Annotated in this window: 11 protein-coding genes; 8 read left to right on the top strand and 3 right to left on the bottom strand. The window is 57.5% G+C overall.

From position 1 onward, the window contains the following. Positions 1 to 3 precede the first annotated feature (3 nt). From IE089_RS13015 to IE089_RS12990, 6 genes are all read left to right on the top strand, one after another. Positions 4 to 912 (top strand): acetaldehyde dehydrogenase (acetylating), encoded by a 909-nt coding sequence (locus tag IE089_RS13015; RefSeq protein ID WP_189478227.1) that lies wholly within the window; start codon positions 4 to 6, stop codon positions 910 to 912. Between the two features lie 45 nt (positions 913 to 957). Beyond that, positions 958 to 1,989: a 4-hydroxy-2-oxovalerate aldolase gene (gene dmpG, locus IE089_RS13010; RefSeq protein WP_189478226.1), complete on the top strand. Its 1,032-nt coding sequence runs from the start codon at positions 958 to 960 to the stop codon at positions 1,987 to 1,989. Between the two features lie 131 nt (positions 1,990 to 2,120). Then, positions 2,121 to 3,386, top strand: a complete 1,266-nt coding sequence (locus IE089_RS13005) for an acyl-CoA dehydrogenase family protein (protein WP_189478225.1) — start codon at positions 2,121 to 2,123, stop codon at positions 3,384 to 3,386. Positions 3,387 to 3,388: 2 nt separating this feature from the next. Next, a complete protein-coding gene (locus tag IE089_RS13000; protein WP_189478224.1) occupies positions 3,389 to 4,780 on the top strand; it encodes a phosphotransferase family protein in 1,392 nt (463 codons plus the stop codon). Between the two features lie 225 nt (positions 4,781 to 5,005). Continuing rightward, positions 5,006 to 8,188 (top strand): choice-of-anchor D domain-containing protein, encoded by a 3,183-nt coding sequence (locus tag IE089_RS12995; RefSeq protein WP_189478223.1) that lies wholly within the window; start codon positions 5,006 to 5,008, stop codon positions 8,186 to 8,188. 118 nt (positions 8,189 to 8,306) lie between these two features. Further along, positions 8,307 to 9,734: a M24 family metallopeptidase gene (locus IE089_RS12990; RefSeq protein WP_229802754.1), complete on the top strand. Its 1,428-nt coding sequence runs from the start codon at positions 8,307 to 8,309 to the stop codon at positions 9,732 to 9,734. On the opposite strand, the gene IE089_RS12985 is transcribed toward IE089_RS12990, so the two are convergent. Continuing rightward, positions 9,731 to 10,699, bottom strand: a complete 969-nt coding sequence (locus tag IE089_RS12985) for a hypothetical protein (protein ID WP_189478222.1) — start codon at positions 10,697 to 10,699, stop codon at positions 9,731 to 9,733. The genes IE089_RS12990 and IE089_RS12985 overlap by 4 nt on opposite strands. Positions 10,700 to 10,887: 188 nt before the next feature. On the opposite strand from IE089_RS12985, the gene IE089_RS12980 reads away from it, so the two are divergent. Then, positions 10,888 to 11,784: a homocysteine S-methyltransferase family protein gene (locus tag IE089_RS12980; protein ID WP_189478221.1), complete on the top strand. Its 897-nt coding sequence runs from the start codon at positions 10,888 to 10,890 to the stop codon at positions 11,782 to 11,784. A gap of 95 nt (positions 11,785 to 11,879) precedes the next feature. Here the strand turns inward: IE089_RS12980 and IE089_RS12975 are convergent, their stop codons facing one another. Beyond that, a complete protein-coding gene (locus tag IE089_RS12975) occupies positions 11,880 to 12,077 on the bottom strand; it encodes a YHS domain-containing protein (RefSeq protein WP_189478220.1) in 198 nt (65 codons plus the stop codon). Positions 12,078 to 12,210: 133 nt separating this feature from the next. Between IE089_RS12975 and IE089_RS12970 the strand changes: the two genes are divergently transcribed. Beyond that, positions 12,211 to 14,160, top strand: coding sequence for an acetoacetate--CoA ligase (locus IE089_RS12970; RefSeq protein WP_189478219.1), 1,950 nt, complete (start codon positions 12,211 to 12,213; stop codon positions 14,158 to 14,160). A 307-nt stretch (positions 14,161 to 14,467) separates the two neighbouring features. Here the strand turns inward: IE089_RS12970 and IE089_RS12965 are convergent, their stop codons facing one another. Continuing rightward, on the bottom strand, positions 14,468 to 15,202 hold the full coding sequence (locus tag IE089_RS12965; RefSeq protein ID WP_189478218.1) for an outer membrane beta-barrel protein: 735 nt from the start codon (positions 15,200 to 15,202) through the stop codon (positions 14,468 to 14,470). Positions 15,203 to 15,333 lie beyond the last annotated feature (131 nt).

Here is a 15,333-nt window from a genome sequence, read left to right as displayed (position 1 = left end):
AGCATGGCAGAAAAAATCAAAGCCGCCATCATTGGGCCGGGCAATATCGGCACCGACCTGTTAATGAAGGCGCAGCGAAGCGAGCTCATCGAACCCGTGTGGATGGTGGGCGTAGTGCCTGACTCGCCTGGGCTTGCCCGCGCGGCAGAAATGGGCCTCAACGTCACCGCCGACGGTGTGGATGGCATGCTGCCGACCATGCGCGATGACGGGGTGCAGATTTGTTTCGATGCGACCTCAGCCTATGTTCACGCTGACAACAGTCGCAAAGTGAACAGCCAGGGCGCGGTGATGATTGACCTTACTCCGGCAGCGATCGGCCCCTTCTGCGTGCCCCCGGTTAATCTTGATACCGCCGTTGCAGAACAGGCGATGAATGTGAATATGGTCACCTGCGGCGGCCAGGCCACCATCCCTCTGGTGGCGGCGGTGAGCCGAGTACAAGCGGTGAGTTATGCCGAAATTGTTGCAACGGTGAGTTCACGCTCTGCCGGCCCGGGCACACGAAAGAACATCGACGAGTTCACCCGCACGACCGCCAAGGGAATCGAAGTGGTAGGCGGTGCAGACAGTGGCAAGGCCATCATCGTGATCAACCCCGCCGAGCCACCGCTCATCATGCGCGACACCATCCACTGCCTGACCCACGATACTCCCGACGAGGCCGCGATCACCGACTCTGTTCACGCCATGATTGCCGAGGTGCAGCGCTATGTGCCCGGTTACACCTTGAAGAACGGCCCCGTTTTCGATGGCAAACGGGTATCCATTTACATGGAGGTTGAAGGACTGGGAGACTTCCTGCCCAAATACGCCGGCAACCTGGACATTATGACTGCGGCAGGCCTGCGCACTGCAGAGATGTACGCTGAACAAATCATCGCTGGAAACTTTACGCCAGAGGCGGCGTAGCAAACGCACGGCAGTCTTTAAACAGCGAGTGCGAGAGGACTAAGAATGGACCTGAAAGGCAAAAAAATCACCGTGCATGACATGTGTCTGCGCGATGGCATGCACCCCAAGCAACACCAGATCACAGTGGATGAGATGGTGGATGTTGCAACGGCGATGGACGATGCCGGCATCCCAATGATCGAAGTGACGCATGGCGACGGCCTGGGCGGCGCCAGTGTTAACTATGGGTTCCCGGCGGCCTCAGACGAGGCGTACCTGACCGCGGTCTGCAAGGCCGTCAAGAACACGCGCGTCTCTGCATTACTGCTGCCGGGCATTGGCACAGTGGACCACCTGAAAATGGCCGTCGACTGCGGTATCTCAACCATACGCGTAGCGACTCACTGCACAGAAGCCGACGTCTCTGAGCAGCACCTGCAGATGGCCGCAAAGATCGATGGCCTGGATACCGTGGGCTTCTTGATGATGGCCCACATGATCTCGCCAGAGGAGCTATTGGAACAGCTGAAGCTGATGGAGAGCTATGGCGCGAACTGCGTGTATATCACTGATTCTGCCGGCTATATGCTGCCGGACGATGTGACAGCCCGCGTGGCACTCGCCCGTGCTGAGCTGAATCCGGAGACGGAAATTGGCTTCCACGGCCACCACAATCTGGCCATGGGAATCGCCAACTCTTTGGCGGCTGTTGAAGCGGGCGCCAGTCGCATTGACGGCTCGCTCGCCGGGCTGGGCGCAGGGGCGGGCAATACGCCATTGGAAGTCTTCCTGGCAGTCTGTGATCGCATGGGCGTGGAAACCGGTGTCGACCTCTTCAGGGCCATGGATGTTGCGGAAGACAAAATCGTGCCGCTGATGGATCACATGGTGCGGGTTGATCGCGACTCACTCACCCTGGGCTGGGCTGGCGTGTACTCCAGCTTCCTGCTGTTCGCGAAGCGCAGCGCGGAAAAATACCAGCTCTCAAGCCGCGACATCCTCGTAGAGCTTGGCCGCCGGGGTACCGTCGGTGGCCAGGAAGACATGATCGAGGACCTGGCACTGGATATGGCAAGGGAGAAAGGCACACTCTAGCGACCACTCGCGTTACCGGGCCCCACTATTGCAGCCGGGGCCCAACACCTCCCCACATTCTATATTGAGCACTGGCGTTGTACCTGTTCATGGGTACACTGCGTACACAATAAAAATGCCAGAGCCTCTTCATGAACTTCGATATACCCCCTGATATCGCCGAATTCCTCGCAGAACTCGACGCGTTTATCGACGCCAAGATCAAACCCCTGGAAGCGAAGGACGACAATATGCGCTTCTTCGACCACCGGCGGGAAGACGCGCGCACGGACTGGCATAGGGACGGCTTGCCCAATGAGGCATGGGAAGACCTGTTGCGCCAAGCCAGGGATCTGGCCATCGAGGCTGGCGTGTTCCACTACCCCTTCCCCCGCGAGTTTGGTGGGCGCGACGGCAGCAATCTGGGCATGGCAATTATCCGCGAGCACCTCGCAGCCAAAGGGCTTGGCCTGCACAACGACCTGCAGAACGAGCACTCTATCGTCGGCAACAGCATTGGCCTGCTGCTGATGCTGGAGTACGGCACAGAGGCACAGAAAGCACAGTGGCTCGAGGGTATGCGCAATGCGCGCATGGGCTTCGCCTTCGGCATCACCGAGCCCGAGCACGGATCAGACGCGACCTATATGGAAACTGCGGCTGAGCGCGATGGCGACGACTGGATCATTAACGGTGAAAAGACCTGGAACACGGGCGTGCATGTGGCGCAATGCGACATGGTGATGGCCCGCACCTCGGGTGAGCCCGGCGATGCGCGCGGCATTACTGCGTTCCTCGTACCCATGAAGGCCCAGGGCGTGAATGTTGAAGAGTACTTATGGACCTTCAATATGCCCTCGGATCATGCGCGCGTGAGCTTCACGAATGTACGCGTGCCCGACGCTGCCATTTTCGGCGGCGAGGGACGCGGCCTACAGGTCATCCAACATTTCTTTAACGAAAATCGCATCCGGCAGGCAGCGTCCAGCCTGGGTGCGGCGCAGTACTGTGTGAATGAGGCAGTAGCGCATGCCAATAACCGCAAACCGTTTGGCAAGCCCTTGTCCGCAAATCAGGGTATTCAATTTCCCCTCGTCGACCTGAATGCGCGCTGCGAAATGCTGCGTGCGTTAATCCATAAAACCGCCTGGTTAATGGATCGCGATGGTGCGTTTTCGGTCTCGGATAAAGTCTCCATCTGTAACTACCAGGCCAACCGACTGTGCTGCGAAGCGGCGGACTTCGCCATGCAGGTTCACGGTGGTATGGGCTACTCCCGCTACAAGCCGTTCGAACATATTTACCGCCACCACAGACGCTACCGCATCACTGAAGGCGCCGACGAAATCCAGATGCGCCGCGCCGCAGGCTATCTCTTCGGGATGATGAAGCAGCACAAGCCCAAAGGAGTGTCCTGAACGTGAGCACCGGGTTTGAACAGCGCCTGACTCAAGTACTGGCAAGAGAGATACCGGGATTCAAGTCACTGAGCAACTGCTTGCAGCTTACTGCCGGAGCCAGCCAGGAAACCTATCGCGTCAGCGTTGATACGGACAGCGGCGAACGGGTATTCGCTCTACGGCGCGCGCAGCCGCTGTTGGAGGACGCCTCATCCCTGGGTGGAATCAGCCTGGAGACTGAAGCGACCTTGCTGCAATTGGCGGGCGGTGCCGGCGTGCCCGTACCTAACGTGGCGTATGTACTGCAGCTTGGCGATGAGCTGGGTTCCGGCTTTTTGATGCAATGGTTGGAGGGCGAAACCCTGGGCCAGCGTATCGTGCGATCCGACGAACTGGCGGATATCCGACCGGCACTCGCTCGGCAGTGCGGCGAGGCGCTGGGACGCATTCACAGCATCGACTGGGCCGAGGCCGGACTGCAGGCACAAGTGCCCACATTGTCGCCTGAGGAATTGGTGGACCAGACCTTCCAGTCTTACCGCGACCTTGACGCTCCAGCCCCGATGATCGACTACTGTTGGCGCTGGCTGAAGGAGAATCTACCCAGCAGCTACCGCCAGGCTCTGGTGCACGGTGATTTCCGCAATGGAAACCTGATGATCACGCCGGAAGGCATTTCTGCCGTACTGGATTGGGAACTGGCACAGATCGGCGACCCGCTGCGCGATCTGGGATGGCTGTGCGTCAACTCCTGGCGCTTCGGGCAAACAGATTTGACCGTGGGCGGGTTTGGTACGCTGGACGAATTGTTGGCAGGCTACGAAACCACGGCGGGCATCTCCGTCAGCCGTGAGGATGTACTGTTTTGGCAAGTGTTTGGGTCATTTTGGTGGGCCACGGCAACTCTGCAGATGGCGGGCAGTTGGCGCAGTGGTGAGACGCCTAGCCTGGAGCGGCCTGTGATTGGCAGACGATCCTCTGAAGCACAGATGGACTGCGTTAACCTGCTCATACCCGGCGACTACCAACTGCCGGATACTGGCCGCGCGCTCAGCGAGGGCACCCAACTACCCATGCCGGCCGAGCTAATCTCCGGTGTCATCGATTTCCTTAAGCACACAGCGGCCGATCAGTTAGACCCCCATAACAGCTTTCTTGCGAAGGTAGCAGCTAACTCGCTGGGAATCGCCAGCCGAGAATTTAGCTGTGGACCCGAACTTGCCTCAGCCGAGGAGAAACGTCTGTCTCAACTGCTCGATCGAGCCGGCACGCTGGATGAGCTGCGTTGCGCGCTGGTTAATGCCCTGCGCGATGGTCTACCGCTACATACGCCCAATCTGGACCACCATTTACGGCAAACGGTTGCTGGCCAGTTAGCCATTGACCAGCCACGGTACTCAGCCTTGCACTAACTTCCCCGATCACCAAGGCCCGAAGCACCCGGATGGAGACATTGCTCCGCCCTGCCACCCGCCCCAAGACCTACCTCAGTACGCACCCGCGCCTATCTCAGCACAAAAGCCGAGACTGTGGCAGGTGTCACACTTTCAGAACTTATGCACAAAAATTTCTTTTAATTTCCTGCACATAGGGGCAAATATGGCTAGAATCGCCGGCCGATTTGGAGGCATATGGGCATGAACAGGGTTCTGACAGCAATTGTAGTTGCACTGGGTTTCGCACTCGGCGGCCTAGCCATGCCTGCGCAAGCGATAGATTGCCCTGCTAACAACTACAGCCTAGGCTCTCAGACAGACGTTGATAACTTTCCCGCCGGTTGTGACACCGTTACCGGCCGCCTCCGCATTGAGCACGACGGCAGCGACCCCGGCGTTGACCCTGTCGTAAACCTCGCGCCGCTGGCTGGCCTACTCACCATTACTGGCGACCTCAGTGTGCGCAACACCCCCGAGCTGAGGAATCTGTCGGGCCTGGAAGGTGTTACCGCCATCGGTGGCAACTTGCAGATCACCGCGAACGCGCAACTGAGGAATACAGTGGCACTGAACGGCGCCAGCGTGGGTGCGTACGTGCGGGTGGAGACGAACCCACAGTTGCGATCACTGAACCTTGCGAGCGTCGGACCCAACCTCAACGGCTATCTGCGTATTCGCGACAATCGTCGTCTCAATTCGATTGCTGACCTATCCGGCATCGAAACCGTGACAGGTTATGTGTTCATTTTTAACAACGACAGACTGCTAATGCTGGCCGGCCTCAACGACCTGAATAGCATCACTGAATATCTGACGCTGCAAAACAACAACCGGCTCAACGACATTACCGCCCTATCCAACCTCTCGACGCTGGGCGGTAACCTACGGGTGCGCAACAACGATGACCTGTTGTCGCTCAACGGGCTGAATGGTCTCAATGCCATCAATGGCTTTCTGGAAGTCCGCGACAACAATGAGTTAACAGACCTCAGTGCGCTGGGCGACATTGCAACCGTGAGCGACCGCTTAACTATCCGCAACAACGACGCCCTATTGACCCTCGCTGGCCTCGAATCCATCACGGCCGTGAATAGCAACATCGAGATTCGTGACAACCTGCTACTGAATGACATCTCCGCATTGAACGGGCTACCCACGGCAGGGAGAAACCTTGAGATTCGCAATAACGATGGCCTGGCCAGTCTCGCTGGGTTGGATAATTTGACTCGCGTTAATCGGGATCTCACTATTCGGGACAACGATGCACTGCTTGATGTCAGCAGCCTGGCAAAACTTGCACGCATCGAAAGGCGCCTGTTTATCCAGAGCAACGCCGCCCTTACGAACCTGAATGGCATGGGCAGCCTGGTGCGGGTCGGTAATAGCGCCATAGTAAGGCGCAACGACAATTTGGCAGACTGCCGCGCTTTGATTCCGCTACTGGATGCGACCGATGATGCTGATAGCGGCCCCTCCGCGGCGCCAGTGCCGGACGTCAACAATGGCGTGACCGTTAATAACAATGCTGTGGGCTGTGAAAGCAGCTCCGCCATTCTGGCCTCGGCTGCAGCGCCTGAGTTCACTCAGGAGTTCACACCTGCGCTGACCAGCATCACTGGTACTACTATCGGAAGCCAGCTCAGGTTTGACATCAGCAACAACAATCCTTCGCGGATCACGGGCGTTGCTCTGAGCAACACGCTGCCCGCGGGCATCGCGCTGGCCTCGCCTGCCGGTGCCAGCACATCCTGTGCGGGCAGTCTGAGTACCAGTGGCAGTGACACCCTGACACTGGGCGCATTCGCGCTCGCCGCAAATAGCAACTGCACAGTAACCGTTGATGTGGTGGGCACTGCCGACGGCAGCTTCGCCAATGATACAGACCTCAATTACATCACCAGTGATGCGTCTGCCAGCAGCGTCATAAGCAGCGCGACACTTACGGTAGACGATGAAGCACCCGTGATCACCATTCCGGGCGCAAATCCTCTGGAGCTCTTCCAGGGCGACAGCTTCAGTGATCCTGCGGTGTCGGCAAACGACACCATCGATGGCAGCGTATCTGTCACACGCAGCGGGACTATCGACACCTCTGTGCTGGGCAGCTACACACGCAGCTACACAGCAACAGACGCTGTCGGCAATAGCACCACTGAATCCCTGACAGTCAATGTTATCGCCGTGCCTGTGCCCGGCATTTCACTGTCGCCCTCATCGCTGGATTTTGGCGGCGTTCGGGTGGGCTCAAGCAGTGACTCACAATCGGTTTCCGTTCAGAACACCGGCACTGCTGCGCTGAACGTATCTGCCATCAGCGGACTGTCCGCGCCCTTTAGCATCACTGGCGGCAGCTGCAGTGGCGGCGCGTTTGCGCTGCCGGCTGGCGACAGCTGCACGCTGGATATCGACTTTTCACCCACGGCTGCCGGTGGCGCTGTGGCGACACTGACCGTCAGCAGTGATGCCCCCACAGGGGATGCCAGTGTGGGTGTCAGCGGCACAGGTACCGAGCCCGTACTGACGCTGAGCACGAATGCTGTCGACTTCGGAGAAATAACGATTGGCGCCAGCAGCCCCGCTGGCCTTGTCACGCTGAGCAACTCAGGCAGTGCAGACCTTTCGGTCTCGGCTATTGCGGATCCCGCAGCGCCCTTCAGCCGATCGGGCGGCAGCTGTGCGGCCGCTGGGATGACCCTCGCACCTGGCGAGAGCTGCAGCCTCGAGTATGTATTTACGCCCACGGCGGCCGGTGCTGTTGATGCCAGCATTACACTGACGTCTGATTCTGCCAGCGGTGCGACCAGCATTGCTCTCACCGGCGAAGGTCGCGATTTATTCCGTAGCTTCGCGGGTACGCTCCCTAGCGGTGGGGCAGGCAACATCAGCTTCACTACCACGGACCCAAGTTGTGAGTTTGCATCCGACCCTCAGTTTATTCCGGCGCGTAACTATTCGCCTGCACCACCTGCAAACCTTGTGTTCGTGGATGGCATCGTCATTTTTGAAGTCGAGAAATGCGCCATTGGCGCCACTATTGATGTCACGGTTGATTACGGTGCACCGCTGGACCCTAGCACTCAGAACTGGAAAACCCTTTCGGATACTTGGCAGCCCTTCCCTGCACTAGTGTCGGGAAATAGCATGGTGTTCAGTCTGACGGATGGAGCCAGCAACGATGAGGACGGCACTGCCAATGGCCGTATCGTTGATCCTAGTGGCGCAGTGCTGCCAGCAGCACCCACTGCCGCGCCCCCATCAACATCATCGGCCCCCGCTGCAAATACGCCAGTACCCGTGCCGGTGAACGCGCCGCTGATCCTGCTGATGCTGGCTGCGGGTCTGGCGATGCTTGCACGCAATCAACCGGCGCTGCGCAAACGTTAAGCATGCCCCGGGGCGGTAGACACCGCCTTGCTTTCGCGTCGATTGTGGCCGCTTTCTTCTGGACCATCTACTTTGCTGGACGCACAATAACTGGCCTCCGAAGGTAAGCAGGTCAGCCATGAACTATCGCATTACTCCCGCTCCCACTCCGGTCGTGGTGGCGTGGCCTACTCAACTTGCCCGTATCACCGGCGTGCTGGTGTTAGCCGCCACCTCTCTGCTTGGCCTACCCGCATCTACAAACGCATCCATGAACAGTGATGAGGGCAAATCCGCGGGGAAGTTACTTTCCCAGCGAGAACGTGCCGCGTTCATTGATCGCAACCTGGAGCACCGCTTCGAACACACATTGCCTGCGCTGATGCGCCGGGAGGGCATCGACATGTGGCTACTGCTCTCGAGGGAGTACAACGAAGACCCAGTGCTGAAAACCATGCTCCCTGCTTCGTGGATGTCAGCCCGTCGGCACACCATGCTGGTGATTTATGATCCCGGTGAAGGACAGGCATTGGAGCGCCTCGCCGTGGCACGCTACGCCGTCTCCGATCTCTTCACCCAAGCGTGGGACAAGGAGCAACAGCCGGACCAGTGGCAGGCACTGGCCGCCATCATTCGCGAACGCGACCCCGAGCGCATTGGTATCAATCGTTCGGTGGACTTTGCCCTGGCGGATGGAATCAGCAGTACGGAGTACGACAGCCTGCGCAGCGCTCTGGGCAATGATCTAAATCAAAGGCTTGTGCCGGCGCAGCCACTGGCCATTGCGTGGCTGGAGACGCGCAGCGAACCCGAGATGAGTGTGTATCCTGATCTGGTTGCGCTGGGCCACAGCCTCATTGCCCGCGCCTTTTCTAACGAGGTTGTGACGCCCGGCGAAACCACCACAGAAGACGTGATCTGGTGGCTGCGCGAACAAAGCGCCGCGTTGGGCCTGGGCAATTGGTTTCATCCCACCGTATCTATCCAGCGCGCTGACAGGCAGGCGTTTGATCAGGTGGAAGCCTTCTCTAAACGCGCTGGCGATAATGTGATCCAACCGGGTGACTTGCTGCACATGGACTTCGGGCTCACTTATCTCCGACTGAACACTGACCAGCAACAGCACGCTTATGTGCTGAAACCCGGCGAGACCGATGCGCCGCAGGGTCTCAAAGACGCACTGGCGGCCGCGAATCGACTGCAGGACATCGTGACAGGTGCCTTCGCCACCGGAAAAACTGGCAACCAAGTACTTTCCAAGGCCAGAACACAGGCGATCAAAGAGTCACTTAAACCAGTGATCTACACGCACCCGCTTGGGGTACACGGTCATGGCGCAGGTCCAACCATTGGCCTATGGGATCAACAAGAGGGCGTGCCCGTTGCGGGTGACTATCCGCTCTACCCCGATACGGCCTATTCAATCGAACTAAACGCCGCCAGCACGATTCCGGAATGGGACAAGGAAATCAGAATCATGTTGGAAGAAGATGCTTTCTTTGATGGTGAGAAGGTAACCTATCTCAAGGGCAGGCAAACGCAGTTTCATTTGATCAGTAGCCCCTAGAGCAGGGCATCCACCACATTTTCGATCAGGGCCGCACCCACCCATGTCATGGGCACAATGAGTATGTAGAGCAATAATCGCCCCACTGCGCCCGTATCAAGTGGCCATTCCGGCACCTGCTTTAAGTGTTTACGGTAGCTCAATAGCGTATTCAGCGTTGCCAGCGTGGGCTCGCCCTGAGCGCTACGCACCTCATCAATCGACTGATTGACCTCAGCCATCGCCACTTGCTTGGCAAGCTTCATACGCCGGTGTACTCGCCACACCGGAAAGATCAGCATAAGAATTAACGGCACGCCGGTGGCGATCAAACCGGGCGCTGATGACACCAGCGTGGACCGGTCATCCACCAGAAGGATAGGGAACAGTGCAAGCGCCCCAAGAATGGAGAGACTGGACGCGATGCCCACACGGGCAAAGGGTAGGAGCTTATCGTGACGGAACAGGTCCACGCGCTTGAGCTGATTGGCGAGGCGCCCAACGCGAACTGCGTTCTGCATCAGGCTAAAGATAGCCGTGGTCATTACTATCCAAACCAGCAGCGAACCCAGACTGGCTGTGCTGAGCGCCAACTGTACAGCCGACATATGCGCGGTATCCGGTTCCAAAGATACCAACCAGATCTGACCAAGCCCTCCCAGGATGCCCCATGCCAGTACCATGACTTGCCAGGCAATAGACTGATGATCCAGTGATTCGATGAACGCAGAAAGCTCGTCCTGCGACATTTCGAGCTCCGGTGCCAGGTCTGCCATGGCCTTGCGCGAATACTCGCAAATATAGGCGTAGGCCGGCATGGTGTAAGCCGTGATCGCACAGAAAAAGGTGGTGGCAAATGCACTGCCTGCGTACCGTTGCAGCAGGTAGAAAACGCTGTAAAGCAGGGCGAAGTAGACAGGGCCGGTGAGGTGCCAGCCGAAACGGCCAGGCAGTATAAGTTTTAACAGCCAGATTTTGGGTGCCATAGTCACTGCCTACTTCCAGTGACACTACTATGGCACAGCTCGTCCGGTGCTGATATACAGTACACGGAAAACTGCCTCATCAAGCAGGCACTCGAAATGACTTCAGAAGCCCTCTCGCTCGTGATAATTTTCGCCCCTGAACAAAAGCGCTCCGGCGTCCAGGTAACGGCAGATCAAAGATATCCAGCATGGCAACTATCACTCTTCTCGACGGCTCAATCGGCCAGGAACTTCTGAAACGATCCGGTGATGCAGCAACACCGCTGTGGTCCACGCAGGTGATGATGGATCACCCTGATTTGATAGAAGCGGTGCACGACAGTTACTTCAAAGTGGGCGCGACCGTCGCCACCACGAATACTTATGCCATTCTTCGGGATCGTCTGGAACCTGCGGGCATTGCAGACAAACTCGAACCCCTTACGAACATCGCCCTGACTGCAGCATGCTCAGCACGGGACGCTGCGGGCAAGGGCCGGGTGGCGGGCTCAATTGGCCCCCTGGGCGCCTCCTACCGACCCGACCTGGCGCCCTCGCCTGAAGAAGCCGCGCAGCAATACGCGGAGCCAGTGAACCTGATGGTGGACCATGTCGACATGCTGTTGCTGGAAACCATGGCATCGGTAGAACAGGTTGAAGGGGCTCTACGCGCCTGTGTTGGCAGGGGCAAGCCGGTTTGGCTTGGTGTGACGGTGGATGATGATAATGGCGCCAGGCTGAGATCGGGCGAATCCCTGCAGGAATTGCAGCCAGTACTGCAGCAGCACACTCCGGACGCAATATTAATCAACTGCTCACGCCCGGAAGCGATTGGTGCTGCTCTGGACGTCATAAAAGGTTTCGATCTGCCCTTTGGCGCCTACGCCAATGGCTTCACACATATCTCTGAGGCATTCCTCGACGACAAACCCACGGTAGATGCGCTCTCACAGCGTCACGACCTTACACCTAAGGCTTATGCTGACTTCGCTATGCAATGGGTCGACCAGGGAGCCACTATTGTTGGTGGTTGCTGTGAAGTGGGTCCGGCGCACATTGAGGCCCTGGCGAAGCGACTACAAGAGACAGGCCACACTATCGCCTAGCTTGCGACGGTTGCTACTTCCGGCACCTTAATACACATTCCCGGCACCGTAGCGAGCCAATACAACAAGACATTACAGCCGCCCACTACAGCGAGCTATGGTGCCAGGTCTTGCTCTTTGATGATGGCATCAAAGTAACGGGTATCGCTTTTACACTCTGTCATGCGAGCCGCAAAATCGTCTCGGCATCCGGGGTTGCAAAACCCCACAGTTAATCCGCGGTACTGGACCAAAGAGTCGTTGGCGACGGGCTTGCCCGAGCGCGGGCAATACCGGTTTATCACATCAGGCATAACGATACTCCATGCTTGCACTTCAGTATGATACTGAGTCTCCAGAAAGCGGAGCGCAATACATTCTGAGCTAACTCGTGCACACGCGGGGATTACAGTGCATATTGTGCGCCTGCGAGCAGGAGAGATAGCTATGGGCAAGCCACTGTGGGTTCCCAGCGACGAGAGAGTTGCCGGGGCCAATATCACCCGTTTTCGGGCGGCGCTGTCCGAGCGCGGCATCAGTGTCGGTGAAAGCTACTCCGACTTACATCAGTGGTCAGTTGAGCAGCCCGGACTCTTCTGGAGTGCCGTCTGGGACTATGCAGACGTTATTGCAGACGGCGACCCGGCACCCGCCGCGGAGAACCTCGATCTTTTCCCGGGTACGCAGTGGTTCCCGAACACCCGCCTGAACTTCGCCGAGAACCTTCTGCGCTTCAGAGATGAACGCACAGCGATCGTGTCATTGCTGGAAAATGGTGAGCGCACAGAAACGAGCTATGCCCAACTATACCAACAGGTCGCGCAACTGGCGGGTGCATTGCGCGCACAGGGCGTGGGCATCGGCGACCGGGTAGCGGCTTTTTTGCCCAATGTTTCAGAGGCGGTGGTGGGCATGCTCGCTACTGCAAGCATCGGCGCCGTCTGGTCCTCTTGCTCACCGGACTTCGGTATCAACGGCGTCCAAGACCGCTTCGGGCAGATCGAGCCAAAGGTATTGATTACTACCGATGGCTACCACTACAACGGCAAACGCTGCGACATTCTCGAGCGCGTCGCCGCGATACGCGAAAGCATCAGCAGCCTGGAGGCGGTCGTCATCGCTCCGTTGCTGAACGCCGCACCCGCGATCAGCGCAATACCGGGCGCGGTACTTTATGGCGACTTTATCGCAGCCAACAGCACGGATTTGCACTTCGAACGGCTGCCCTTCGACCATCCGCTCTACATCCTCTATTCGTCCGGGACCACGGGCGTACCCAAATGCATTGTTCACGGTGCTGGCGGCACCCTGCTACAGCACCTGAAAGAACATCAGCTGCAAACAGATATCGGCCCACTGGACACCTTTTTTTATTTCACAACCTGCGGCTGGATGATGTGGAACTGGTTGGTATCGGGACTCGCTTCAGGCGCAACGCTAGTGCTGTACGATGGCTCCCCCTTCGCGAGTAACGGACAGGTGCTGTTGGACGCGATAGACCGCGAGGGTATTACGGTATTCGGCACCAGCGCGAAATACATCGCCGAGTTGGAAAAAGCAGGCCACAAACCCAGGGAGAGCCACTCACTCGAGAGCCTGCGCACCATACTCTCGACGGGTTCACCCCTGTCCCCTGAGAGCTTCGAGTATGTGTACCGCAATTTAAAGGGTGACGTCTGTCTTTCCAGTATATCGGGGGGCACCGATATCATTTCCTGCTTCGTTGGCGGCTGTCCGGTACTGCCCGTGTACAGCGGAGAGATTCAAGCAGCAGGACTGGGCATGGCCGTGGAGATCCGCGATGAAGAAGGGCAACCTATCCAAGGCAGTAAAGGCGAACTCGTGTGCACTGTTCCCTTTCCCAGCACGCCCATTGGATTCCTCAACGACACTGATGGCAGTCGCTACCGCGACGCTTACTTCGACAAGTACCCTAATGTCTGGGCCCACGGCGACTATGGGGAACTCACCGAGCACAACGGATTCATCATTCACGGACGCTCGGATACCGTCCTCAACCCCGGTGGGGTTCGCATAGGAACGGCGGAGATCTACCGCCAGGTTGCGCGCACGCCTGAAGTGGTCGATAGCGTGGTAATTGGCCAGAACTGGTATGACGATGTACGGGTTGTGCTGTTCGTGGTGCTTCACGACGGCGCTGTTCTCACCGACGAACTTCAGGCAAAGATTCGCAGGACGATTCGCGAGAATGCGACGCCCCGCCACGTGCCCGCGGTCATTGTGCAGGTCTCGGATATCCCAAGAACCATCAGCGGTAAAATCGCAGAGCTAGCAGTACGCAACGTTGTCCACGGCGAGCCCGTGAAGAACAACGACGCGCTGGCCAATCCAGAGTGTCTGGAATTATTCCGCGGATTGCCGGCGCTAGACTCCTAGCCCAAGAAAGGTCCTGAAAGCTGCATTGATCCGACCCCCCAGCGGGTACGTCCAGACGATGCCGAGCACAAGGTTTGACCAGCCAACGGATAGACGTAGTAGGAGGTGCCAGCTTGTTAGTGGCGGCACCAAACGCTAGCCGACCAATGCGAGGTTCTGGCTCGTGAACCTTGCGGTCACTTCCCACAGTATGTCCGCGTGGAGACTCCGCCGAAAACCGTGACTTTTTATGCGATGCCCGCGCCCATGGACAACTCCCAGCAAACATCTACAAATCATACGAAGTGGAGCGTTTATTTCACTGTTCTCAAAACCGGAAGGTAACGCCCAGTACGAGACCGGACTGGCTGAGCTCCAAATCGGCGTTTTGCGCATCGTGATCGATAGAAATGTACCGATAACCGCCACGCAGCAACCAGCCATCGTTCAACGCGTAGTCAACCGTGAATAGCGCCTGCCACGTTTCGCTGCCGCTACGGAAGCCGCCGTAATCGAAGCTGCCCGTTCCTGACAATTGATCTGAGACCGGAAAACGCGCGCGAATACCAATAAGGGGATCAAACCAGTCGTCATCTACCAATTTCGAGGGGCCGTCCGGTATGAGGGCCATCGTCGTGTCTATGCTGAACCATCGGAAACCGCTTGCGATATCCACCTGCACCCTTTTGTTTTCGTGTACCCGGTAGGCGAGGTAACCGTTAAGAATCCGCATTTCTAAATCTGTATTGAGATCGGAAAAAGCGGGCCCTGGCGTTGCGTCTGAAAAAGACAAATCGTAGTACTGGTAGTCAGAAATAAAACTCCACCTGCCATTTCTAGCGCCAAACCCGCCCATGAACGCGAAATCCAGATTATCGAGCGCGTCACTGAAGCTCAAAGTACCCTCGATCGTTCCCGCAGAGTTTGTGATTGTTTGGTCGGTATCAGTCGCGAACAAGTAAATAGAAGCATCGTAGCTCCACTCAGCACCCAGTGCATGTGAGGCATTGGCAGCGCAGAGCACACCTAAACAACGCGCCAAAAATGTTACAACCGATTTCATGAAGTTGCTCTCTATTGTGTCTCCGCTACCTGCTCTAGAACCTGAATCTGGCCGTCACTGGGGGTTTTCTGTTCGAGTTACAAATAACATGGCTTGGACAAACAAGTTTGCGGATATTTCGTTTTGCCGCC

It is taken from the genome of Parahalioglobus pacificus, assembly GCF_014652275.1.
Lineage (GTDB): Bacteria > Pseudomonadota > Gammaproteobacteria > Pseudomonadales > Halieaceae > Parahalioglobus > Parahalioglobus pacificus.
This window is presented reverse-complemented; position numbering and strand designations above follow the sequence as displayed.